Source organism: Maribacter luteus (genome assembly GCF_009674825.1).
GTDB lineage: Bacteria > Bacteroidota > Bacteroidia > Flavobacteriales > Flavobacteriaceae > Maribacter_A > Maribacter_A luteus.
On the sequence record NZ_WKJH01000024.1, the window covers coordinates 61,391 to 73,871 of the forward strand.

General features: G+C 41.9%; 6 protein-coding genes. All 6 read right to left on the reverse strand.

Annotation, left to right across the window (positions count from 1 at the left end):
- From GJ691_RS14230 to GJ691_RS14255, 6 genes are read right to left on the reverse strand one after another with little or no spacing between them, the layout of a single operon-like run.
- Complete coding sequence (locus GJ691_RS14230; RefSeq protein ID WP_154368040.1) at window positions 1-2,370, reverse strand: PDZ domain-containing protein; 2,370 nt, start codon at window positions 2,368-2,370, stop codon at window positions 1-3.
- A gap of 11 nt (window positions 2,371-2,381) precedes the next feature.
- A complete protein-coding gene (locus GJ691_RS14235) occupies window positions 2,382-3,248 on the reverse strand; it encodes an alpha/beta hydrolase (RefSeq protein ID WP_154368042.1) in 867 nt (288 codons plus the stop codon).
- 4 nt (window positions 3,249-3,252) lie between these two features.
- The gene (locus GJ691_RS14240; RefSeq protein ID WP_218944455.1) at window positions 3,253-6,039 is read right to left on the reverse strand and encodes a heparinase II/III domain-containing protein; all 2,787 of its coding nucleotides are present in this window, start codon (window positions 6,037-6,039) and stop codon (window positions 3,253-3,255) included.
- A gap of 5 nt (window positions 6,040-6,044) precedes the next feature.
- Window positions 6,045-8,714 carry an endo-acting ulvan lysase-like protein gene (locus GJ691_RS14245; protein ID WP_154368044.1) on the reverse strand — a complete coding sequence of 890 codons (2,670 nt, stop codon included), beginning with the start codon at window positions 8,712-8,714 and terminating at the stop codon, window positions 6,045-6,047.
- Between the two features lie 44 nt (window positions 8,715-8,758).
- Window positions 8,759-10,438 (reverse strand): sulfatase family protein, encoded by a 1,680-nt coding sequence (locus GJ691_RS14250; protein ID WP_246200192.1) that lies wholly within the window; start codon window positions 10,436-10,438, stop codon window positions 8,759-8,761.
- 14 nt (window positions 10,439-10,452) lie between these two features.
- On the reverse strand, window positions 10,453-12,453 hold the full coding sequence (locus GJ691_RS14255; RefSeq protein ID WP_179955131.1) for a glycoside hydrolase family 97 protein: 2,001 nt from the start codon (window positions 12,451-12,453) through the stop codon (window positions 10,453-10,455).
- Between the last annotated feature and the right edge of the window lie 28 nt (window positions 12,454-12,481).

The window sequence follows — 12,481 nt, forward strand, 5'->3', positions numbered from 1 at the left end:
TTATTTTGTATTTACAGATAATTTATGTTCCACTTGATTTCTCATTACAACAAGATCCAACTTGTCTTTTTCTTTGTTCTTTACGGCAATCGCAAAAAAGTCCTTGATATCCCGGACCTTTTCACCATCGGCCATTAGGATTACATCCCCTTTTTTCAATCCATTGTTCTTCACAGCCGGACTATGGTTCCAAACCGTAAGGACAATAACCCCTTGAGGACTGGTCAACCCATAGGCAGACTGTTCTTCCTGTGAGGAAACACTCTTGAGTTTATTGCGTAGCCAAGCTACAACCGGTTCCAGTGACTTACTATTCTTTTTGGGCTCATTGATTTTGGGTACTTCGGGAATTTTTGCAATGGCCTTTAGTTCGTGTTTTTGAACCCCGAATTTGTCCATTGGAAAATTCTCAAAACCGATTTTTAACGCAGGGGAATCCTCGGCAACCTTAAAATCAAAAATCGAGGGGTCTATAAATTTCGGATTACCATAGAGGCTATTAAGGTCCATATCATAAATCTGCGATTTCATCATTGTTTCCTCATTGGGGAATAAATTATAATCCAGTTGTTTTCCCCAACCTTTTAGACCTACATCTTGATACCCTAAAGCCACGATATTATATCTAAAAACATCTTCACTGTTCTGAAACCAAACATGGGGATGTAAAGAGTTGTTGACCATGATATTATTTTCCGCAACCCTATTGAACCCTTCTCGCAATTTAAGTCCATTGTTCAACAACAGATTATTGTAGATATAATAGTTGGAAGACCCATCATCCAGGTCAATATCCCACCCATGGTCACAACGAAAACGATTATTTCGGATAATGGTCGTATGCACAGCATCCCACTGCCACATTTTCGGATTCGCCGTGGTAAGGCTATCCATAATTTTGCGGTTCGGATGCCAAAAACGATCCCTACCCCATGAATTGAACGATCCATGGTCACTGGTTTCCAATACGGTATTGAATACGTCATTGTATTCAAGAACGTGACCTCCCCAGGTACCGTCCCCGATGTTTATGCCTGCCCTGGGTACATCATAAATACTGTTATGGCGTACCGTAATATCCATGGCCATGGAGATTTGCACTCCGGCCGTTTGTTTTTCCAATCGACCTATTCTGTGGATCAAATTATTTTCGACCAAACATTCCCTGGGGTACAATTCATTTTTGGGTCCGGTTACCGTATCCATTTCCGTCATTGGCACGAACTCCCTATAATTAAAAGAAGGTGACCGTACCGCTGAAGGATCTCCGATAAATGAAATGGCACTGGCCCCACAGTCGTGAATATGGTTTCCCTTGATTTGAAGGCCTTTATTGTATTTACTGACCATAATTACATTACCCCCTAAATTCGTGAATTCACTATCCGATACACTACAGTTTTCGGTACCTTCAAAGAAAAGGGCCCCACCGCGGTAAATGGTCCAGTCACTTCTTAAAAGAGGCTCGTATTTGTCCATAAACGTACGTTTTGAGCTTTCGAACCGTATTCCACTAATGGAAATGTTCTTAACCGGATTTTCCAAAGTACCGACTACCTGCACTAAATTTTTCAGGGCCGCCACCTCAACTTTAGAGGTATTGGGGGTTCCTTCTTGGGTTGGCCAATAATATAGTTTGTTTCCTTTCTTATCGAGATACCACTCTCCAGGGTTATCGAGCTCTTCAAAGACATTCTCTACCATTCGGAATTCATCGTGGGGTTCAGAAGGCCTATTGTTTTGATGCCCTCCTTTTAGAATTGGGGTTCCGTCATCTTCCACACCTGTGACTTCAAAGTGAAAACCTCCCCATCTACCCTTATGCAAGGCATGAAAATAGGTCCCCTCGGGTTGTTTCCAGGAAGCTATGCGCTCTTTTGACAAAGCATCCGCGGCATATCCCTGCCAATAATGGGCATTTTCATCATAGTTTGGATAACGTGCCAAAACTTGGGGTACTCCATCGACCATCAACTGATCGAAATCGGAATTTTCAGGAACGTGTGCTACATAGATATCCTGATTGTATTTTTCCCATTGCAACGATAAGGGTTTCGAACCTTTTATAATGACGTCCGATGCCTTGCTCCCTTTTATTACCAGGCCACTTAAATGTGGGGAAAGCAGGATCGGTTCCGATAAATAATATTCCCCGGGAAGTAGTTGGATCACCACCTCGGTATTAAAATCCTTTTGTTTTAATCGACTTGCTTTTTGTATGGCCTCCGATATCGTCGCCAATGGCTCTTCTTTGGTTCCTACCCCCCCTGTCTGCACACTTTGGGAGACAAAAAGTGTTACCCTTTCTTCTTTTGGGGAACAGGATAACATAAGTACCATACTGAATATTAAAACAACTCTTATCTTCATTTTAAATCATATTACAAGGTGGGTTTCCCTTTTAAATAACCTATAGACCGTAAAAAGGCGTCAGCTTCCAACGTTGTTTCCACATAATATTTATCACCTTTTTGTTTCCCTCTATTAAAAAATCCGTGTTCCTGGTTTTCATAAATAAAAACATCACACCTACTCCCTACGGCTTCCATCTTTGCTTTGTAATCATAAGCCGTTGAAACCGGTATATATTTGTCTTTGTCCCCCAGGAAAAAAATAGTGGGTGGAGCTCCTTTTTTTATGTTGTGTAAGGGCGAAAACCCTAAATAACGGTCTCCGATCCTTTCGTAACCATAACCTTTTTCACTGTTGTCTATTACCGGATTATATAACACCAGGGCACTGGCCTTTGGGCTTATCGACAAATCATCGGTTTCTTCATTGATTCCGGGAAGCAAGGATGTTGCGGCAGCCAAATGCCCCCCTGCCGAACCGCCAGAAGCAACGATTTTATCGGTATCGATACCATATTCATCAGCTTTGGTCTTTAAGAAGCGCATCGCGGATTTGGCATCTTTTACAGCTTCAAAAGGGGTAGTGCCATGTTCATTCTTTACCCTATAATCCACCAAAACGGAAATCATGCCCCTTGACGCAAAATATAAGGCTTGGTCCTTAAATTGGTAAATGGAACCTCCATTCCAACCGCCCCCAAAAAAGAACACTATGGTCGGATATTTTTTGTTGGCCCTAAAATCAGTTGGATTGTAAATTTGAAGCTTCAAAGTATCCTCGTTGACTACTTTATAAACAAGTTCATGCGCATATTCATCAATAACCTCCTTTTTCTTTTGGCCATTGACCATACCCACGACAAGCAATAAAAGTATTATATGGATTTTCGTTTTCATTATACTATTGTGCTATTATTACTTTATCATAGTTTTTTTCCAGCTTAAAATATTGCAGATTCGAATTGTTCCTATTCAATACCGCATTCTTCGTAGCGACTGTCCTTCCGTCTTCGTATATCGAAATCGTAGCACGCTTATCCCCTTGCTTATAAGGTAAATTAATGGTAACGGGTTTATTGTTCTGAACCTCATATCCTTCCCCCACCTTTTCAATGGATAAGGTAAAGGGGTCCCCGGAAGCTATGATGGTCCAGTCTTTGTAATCCATTTTGCTTACTCCGGACAAAAACATGAATTCCAATGTTCCATCGTTTTTTGATGTCCTAATGATCGATAATAATCCTTTTTGATACATCCCGTCAGTTTTGGCTATATCTAGTTCCGATGCATTTACAACAATTCTATCTGAAGTTATTTTATCCGATAATGAAACATCTATGATCTGTGTATGTGGATAATCCTTTAAAGCCGAAAATGATACGTTTTCAACCGTATTTGCTTCCCCTTCGACATAGGGGTTAAAAACCACGGAAAATGGGTTGGTCCAAGCGGCTTCATCCCTTTTTACGATTAAGGTTTGCAACGAATCCTGTAAGATGGACTTTGGTGCAGTCCCTTCGCTTAATGCGTTGGAGTTAGGTGATTTTACCTTGTAAATGGTTTGGTTTTCACTTCCCTTAATCCATAACTTCATCACATTATTCGGTTTATCGTCCTCTTTTAACGTAAATACCGCGTTCACATCTTTTGAAGTACTTGCTTTCCTTTTATCCGAAAAGAAATCATAACCCTTTAAATCGCCATGTTCTGAGCTTAAGTCATTTGTTTTTTGAAATTCCAAACCATTGGAACCAATATCTTGAACATCCAATGTTTGCCCTATATTTCGATAAATATATTCATGCTTTTGCTTTCCGCCATTTTGTTTCCGAGACCTGAAAACATCCACCACATAAGCTTTATCGGCATTCGTTTTTATTATGGCGGAAAAACGCTGCTGATCGGATACCGTTTCGGGTTCCACAAACGATACTTTTGAAAAGGTCACCTTATCAAAAACAGTGGACTCACCCGATTTTGGAAAACTATCATCCAACGAAAATGGATGATAGGTACGCATGTTGTTATAATCGGATTTGCCATCCACGATTACCGTATTATGGGCCGGCATCCTCGCATAGTAATTTTTGAACGTCGGGTGCCAGTAACTTGGGCCTTTACCTGAATCTGGACCCAACACATAATTGTTGGCGAACAGTTCTATCGAAATACCATTGGCGTGTGCATGATTCCCATATGAACCTATAGTGGATAGCATGACCGCATTATCGCCTTGGCCCATTCTTTGGTTGAACATACTGATGTTCGGTGCATAAAATGTTGGCGTCGTTAGGGCCTCCAAATCGGCCTTACTATCGACGATAGTATCTACATAAAAGAATAAATTGAAAAAATCCTTAGCTTTTCTTTCATATAATCCAGCAGACATAAACTCGGATAAGAACCCGGAGATCAACGTTTCTTTTTCTTTTTGGTGGTACTTTCTATAATTGGCTATTAAAAGTTCGAAATTTTCCGGAGGCAAAATCTTATGTCCACCATCACCTGCCCCTATCATATAACCCGAAGGGAACAAGTATTGGAATGATGATAATACCGCTTTTTCCAAAATAGGGTATTTCGATATTTCATTCCGGTTGGTACCATGATCCAACAAGGTGAATATTTTCAATAGCGTTGTGATAACATGCACAGAATACGTGGGGCATTCGGGCCAAATGCCGGTTTCCTGATCGTAGACGTTCAAAGATTCACTTACGGCTATTTGCCTATCGGTTGAAATCGTAAAAGTATAATCTAAATAATACTCACGTCCTTTTCCGTTTTCGTAAGTCGCATTACTTTCCAAAACCAATGCGATATAAGTTAAAAATCGGGCTTGAAACAAATTCCAGTTATTATCGGGAATACCATTTTTAATGATTTGATCGCCCCACTTTTGGAAAACCGCCGCTGCAGTTGATAAGTCCCTGTTTTCAGCTTTAAAATACGCATACAGAAAATCGTAAGTGGTTACCAGCGGAATAACGACCCCTTCATGGATGACCTCAAAAGTGGCCAACCCTGAAATTTTTTGTTGGGTGGAATTTTCTAAATCGATGGGCGCATCCCTGTGATACATACCATCGATGTACTTAAAAAATACGGGGGCCGCGAATTCCGCATATTTACGCTCCCCTGTAAACCAATATAAGAAAGCAGCATCGGCAACCAAGCCCATAATCTCGTCATTGATTTTTTCAATGGCGAACCCTGCTTTGGATGGATGGATCCACTCCTTTTTCCCCGTATCCTTATGTTCTAAGTAAAGGCCTCGGGGGTCATCAAAATAAGGTTCAACATCTTCCAGTTTTGGCCTTTTATAATCGGTTGCCCAATCCCTAGTCCCGGAATATCTAACGGTAGGCACAGGTGCCGAACCTTCGGAATGTGAAAAATCACCCCCCTTTAAATACACCTTATCATGCTTGGTCTTCCAGTTCATTTGCAGTCTGGATACCATCCATTCCGGATCTTTTTCCCAATATTGGACATATTTTTCCAACCGTTTTTTCTTATTATCAATCAGCTCTTTTTTCCATTCAACGGTCTTTACGGCCTTTACAAAAGCTTCTTTTTCCTCATTGGTAACATAGACCCTAGGATGCCCCAGCTCCTGCCCAAATAATGATTTTGAGCCCATTAAAAGACAAACCGTCAGTAGTAGTATTTTTGTTATCCCTCTCATTTTGTCTATTTGATTTCCAAGTTATATCCTGCCGGATATTCTTTAGCCCCTTTTTTGTTGATTTGAATGAAAAGCGGCTTGTCCGATGAATAATAGTACTTACCGTCTTCGATTCGCAATGCTGCTGAAACCGCTTCATTGACCGCCTCTATCTTATACTTGCCGTTTTGAAGCAATTTTCCCTTGCCTAAGTATAAATAGTCAAACTTTCCGTTTTTTTCCGAAGCCACCCCTAAAGTCCCTTTGAACTTTAAATTTTTTGCTGGTTTATATACCGTGTTGCCATCAATCGAATTACAGATGACCTGAGTGCTGTGTGTCGACGTGACCTTTAAACTTACCATATCCCCAAAATCTCCGACTTTCGTAATCTTTTCAATTGATTTTTCACCTGTCGCATACGGCTCAAATACCGAAACAAACGGATGTGCTTGTGCATTTAATCCATTCTGACGTACGATTAAGGTTGGCGTTGTTTCCGGACTTTTATTGATTTGCTTTGGTGTAATATCTTCCCGTAAGGTTGTTGGTGGAGCATCTACCACATACAATTCCCGGTTATCCTGGCCCATCATCCACATATTTACGTGTAAGGCTTGAGATACCGAATTGATATCCCAAGTGGCATTGAAATCGCCGTCATACTCCACTTTGCGTTGGTTTTCAAAGAAGCTGTAATGCTTATTGTGGGCCGTTCCCAAGTCATTTACCGCCATTAAAGACAACACTTGGTCGGAGGCATCTTTAAGGGTAACCGCATTCCCCAGATTATGATGTAAATAATCGTTGTCATCTTGATCGGACCTGAAGATATCGACATAATAACCAGAGGTTTCCGAAGTGCGTACCATCGCTACCACGCGACGTTTTTCTTCAGCGGACACATCGGCAAAAGACACCAGTTCCGAGGTTACTTCGGTATTGTAAAAGCCGTTATCCTCCGTTTTTGGATCCATGGCATTTACCGTGATTTCCCCTGATTTATATCCTGGAATTATGGTATTGGACCCCGTAATCCCCCTGTGATATCCAGCATCCGGAGACCAGTACGATTCGTAAGCCGATGCATCCGGAGCCAAAGCCCACCCTTTACCGTAGAATTGAAACGCCAATCCGTTTTCCGCTAAATGCGACTTTTGGCGTCCGCCATAAAGTGTGAACATCAGGCCGTTTTCTTCATCGTTTCCATTCCTTAAGATCATATGTCTATGGAATTTTGAATAGGCCGATCTGTGATACGGTAACTCACTGCCCGATTCCGGTAAGGTTTGATTCAAGATAATATCCCGCCATTGGGATCCATTCCAATCGTATTGACCGTTCTCTATATTCTTCTTGATGACCGTTGCCATGGTCTTGGCGGTTTTTGTATCACCTGTCCATGTCGAATAGGTCAATAGCGCTTCAAAAGCCGACATGTTGAATGCCCCACCGCGCATATCGCCAAAAACGACTAAATTTCCACGGGCATCCAACCAACCCAAATTTGCCAAAGCCGCTTTTTCGATAATGGGATTTCCTGCCAGCGTGTTCATGCCGGACTTATATAATAGTATGCCCATGTCCAAAACCGTCGGGATCATGCCCGAAGCGTACCCAGGGGATTCTGGCCATAAGCCTGTTTCGGTATTGTAATTGGCCATGATCTCGGGTAAACCAGCATAATGATCTCCCGATTTTTCTGTATAAAACGGAATGTAGTACTCCCGCCCTTTACCATCTTCATAAAAATCATTGGACTCCAATACCAGCATACTGCCTATGATATTCTTATACCGGTTTACATTCCAGTTTCCTTTCTTACCCCCGCGGACCAAACCGATTTCTATAAAACGTTTAAATACCTCACTGGCCACATCGACCGTTTTTTTGTTGATTTCCTTAAGATGTTCGTGCGGATGGGCATTTAAGTAATCATATAGAAAGTCATAGGTGGCCGCCATGGGAATCTGACGATCGTCGTGGATCACTTCATAATCATAGTAACCCATAATCCCCCCAGGTTCATAGCCTCCCTGTCCGCCAGTTGATTCTTCGGGATCTAAGGGCGGATTCATATAATAGGTTCCCAATATCCAAGACCAAAAAATATCGGCCGAAAACTTGGCGTATTCTTCTTTTTGGGTGATAAAATATGCAAATGCGGATTTTTCCGCCAGTTTTAAAATTTCCATATTGTTCGCCCGAATCATATGACCAGTTTCCTTATACGGGATTTTTACCGGAGTCTTATCGGCACTTGACCGACTGATCCCTAACATGTCGCCAGTTTCGTTGTACGGGATCCTATCTTCCAAGGGCACATTCACATAATCGTTCCATTTACGCATACCCGGCAGACGCACCGTGGGTACAGGGGCATTACCTTCACCATAATTCCAATCCTGGCCTTTGATATAACATTGGGTATAGCGCTCGCCGTCTTTCCAATACATGGCCAATCGTGAGACAATCCATTCCGAGTCGGTAACATGTAGGTCTACATAGGGGTTTATTTCCTCTAAAAGCATGTGCCATGAGGCTTTGGCCCATGGTTCCGTTTCGATTTTGGCCAAAACCTCCTCCCGATCGCCATCTGCCACCAACAATCGTGGATGGTCTGATGCTTTTTGTGCTTGTATAGCGATGGCGACGATCAAACTAAAGAACAAGGTTATGGGTCTTATGGCTGTCATATTGTTTCTATGGTTAAGGATTATGCGTACTTATAAGGTGTTTTTTAATGCAGGGGAACGGTTTCTATATCGGGGTTTTCCATAGCTTCAAGATATTTTCGCAATATTTCTTGATCCAACTGCGAACTATCCCCATATTGCTTACGCATTTCAACTAGCTGTTCCTTCAACTGTTTTACCACATCGGCATAAGCAGGGTCATCGACCACATTCTTCATTTCATTGGGATCCTTTTTACGATCGTAAAGTTCCCACTCATCCACATCGTAATAAAAATGGGCCAATTTGTATTCTTGGGTAATGATCGCATAATGTCTTTTAACCATATGGATTCCCGGGTATTCATAATAATGGTAATACACGGCATCCCGGGTCCACTCCCCATCATTACCAAGCAATAAAGGAATCAAGCTTTCGCCTTGCATATCCGAAGGAGCTTCAATATGGGCCGCTTCCAAAATGGTTTGGGCAAAATCAAGATTTTGGACCATTTCGGTATTGGTCGTACCCGGTGTAATAACGTTCGGCCATTTGATCAACAGCGGTGTTTTGAATGACTCGTCATAAACAAAACGCTTGTCGAACCAACCATGCTCCCCTAAATAAAAGCCTTGGTCCGAAGTATACACGATGATCGTATTTTCGTCCAAACCGGTTTCCTCCAAATAATCCAATAATCGACCCACATTTTCGTCGACGGAGGCAATACAACCTAAATAATCCTGCATATAACGTTGATACCGCCATTTCATTAAAGCCGTGTCATCCATGGTTGGATATTTTGTCTTAAAATCTTCCATCATGGGTTTATAGACCGAGTCCCAAACGGCGCGTTGCTCGGGGTTCATACGCCCCACTTCACGTTCAAAAGCTTCAAGATCCCAGCCCGATTTATCCTTTATGCCCAATTCGGCCATCATTTCAGGATACAATTTGGAATCGCCTGCCCAGTTCATGTGCTCCAAAAGGTTCATTTCGGCTGTTTTTGCGGCCGTACCACGACCTTCGTAATCATCGAACAATGTTTCTGGTTCCACAAACGTCTTCTTGGTATATTCCTTAAAATGGCGCGGTGCCGGCAACCATTCCCTATGGGGTGCTTTTTGTAAGGAGAACAACATGAAAGGCTTTTCCGCATCCCTTCTGTTTTCCAACCAATCCAACGTCATATCCATGATGATGTCGGTGACATAACCTTCCACCGTAATTTGACCTTCATTGGTATTAAATTCGGGATTGTAATACTGCCCTTGTCCCGGCAGGATTTTGAACTCATCGATTCCTTTTGGGTTATTCCCAAAATGTAATTTTCCGAACATCGCGGTTTGATAACCGGCCTCTTGCATGAGCTGCGGAAAGGTGGTTTGCGATTCATCGAACGGAAAAACATTATCCACTTTTCCGTGAATATGACAATGCTTACCGGTTAATATCGTGGCCCTTGAAGGCGCACAGATCGAGTTGGTTACCGTGGCATTGGTAAATAAAATCCCTTCATCCGCAATACGATCGATATTAGGCGTTTCGATTAAATGATCGCTATAGGCACTAATGGCCTGATAGGCATGATCATCGGACATCATAAAGATGATATTGGGCCGTTTGGCAGGCAATTCTTTTTTCTCCGCTTTTTCTGCGGTTTTCTGCTCGCCTTTTGATTTACAAGAAACCATTCCCAGTACAAGGAAAACGGACAACATTCTTAATAGATTTGATTTATTCATCTGTTCAATTTGAATTATAGTTTAGTGATCTGCATGGCAAAACCATTATTGCTTTTCACATCGAAATTTAATTTTGACTCGTTTGTTACTTCCATCTCCTCGATTCTGACCTGAGTTCTGGTTTTAACAGTCTCATCATCGGTATATACCTTGGCCATATATTTAGCGCCAGGCTCCAGAAATGAAAAATCAACCAATACTTTACGCTCCATGGGACCGTTGATGCCTCCAATAAACCAATCGTTGCCTTTTCTGCGGGCAATAACCCCCAGTGCTCCAATTTCTGCTTGCAACACTTTGGTCTCATCCCATGTGGTTGGAACATTATTGAAAAATTCCAACTCAGGCTCATTTCCAATGGTATTGGTGTTGCCCCAAAGTGCATCGTCTTTTATGGGGGCTGCCGGAGCTTTGTCGTACCAGTATAAAAACTGTAATGGACTGAAAATGCAAACCGTTTTCGCCAATTGAGAGGCATGGGAACCCATTTTATCCACTCTTTTGTTGTAATAACACACCGTATTATCGGCGGCGCCTGCCAACATCCTCGTGAACATGGTGATCAAAGTATGTTCGTTCGGCACGGTTTCCTCATCGCCACGAATACCTTCTTGTGTCAATAAATTAGGGTAAGTTCTAGAAAAGCCCGTAGGCCGGTATTCATCGTGCACATCTACAACCATTTTGTATTCAGCGGCTTTTTTTATGGCTTCATGCATCCAGGTAGTGGCATCTTGGTCCCCAACCCGTACAAAACCATATTTAATTCCGGAAACGCCCCATTCTTTAAATAATGGCAATATCTCGTCCAACTGTTTTTCCAAAGCCCTACGGTTAACGTACAGCATGACCTTAATGCCTTTTTCTTTGGCATACGCGCAAATGGCCTCAATATCAAAAGGACCTTTAGAGCGTTTGGGATCTAAGGTAACCGTAGTAGCATCGGAGGCATCGTCCATTTCGTTGCCATACCAACCGGCATCAAAATGCACATATTGCATATTATGGCTCGCTACAAAATCGATGGCCGCGAATCCACCTTGAGTTGTTAAGGTGCCTTCACGAAGCACCTTTCCAGGGGTTATCCAAGATTCATCTTCAATTTCCGAAGGAGGATTTAAATTTTGAACAATGTAATTGTTCTCTAGTAATTCGCCATAACTACTTCCCATCATGACCACACGCCATGGGGATTGGAAAGGTAGCTTTTTGTGCACCTTGGTCCCTTCAATTTTACTATCGGCTATTACAGCTCCGGTAATGGTGTCTTGTTTTTGCCGGCTTGTTTTACCATCAAGGGAGGACACTATACTGTATTTCGATGAATTACCTTTGTTGAAACCCAATCGGGCATAATCGACCAATCGTGCTTCCGCCAAGGCAATTTTAACACTATCACCCATCTCAATCAGCAGTGGACGTTCTGCTCCTTCCTGTAACTCGGTCATAGGGATTTTCCGGTATTCCCCTTGTGCGGTAAGTACTCCTTTTTCACGTTTCGGGGTAGACCAAACGGGATAATCCTCCGAAAAATTATAATGGATATTTTCACTTATACCTATTTCCTTTATCGTATTTTGCTCAGGGATTTCATAGGCAAAAGCAACCCCTTCATTATAAGCCCTTGCAATGATATTCAGTTTCGCCTCGCCCTGCTTTAAAAATATTTTTGTTTGATTGTAATGGTCTGGTATGGTACTCAACTCATTGAACCTGGAATTCCAAGTCGTATTTTCCGAGGTATTTTCCATACCTATGACGGAAATTTTCCCGGAAAAATCAAGGTCTTCCGAAAGCAATTCCAAAACTGAGGTTTGAATGACCTTCTTATTATCATAATACACCGAAAAAGTAACGCTGTTCGTATTTTCATCATCCAAAAACACGATTTTTTTGGATGCGTCCGGTGATTTTATTTCCACTACTTCATGACCAGTGCACCCCAATATTATCGCAAAAAGCGTGCACAGTACTATGGTTTTATTAACAACATTTATATTCACCAATGTTTTCATTTTAATGATTTTTTCAAGTATTTCCATA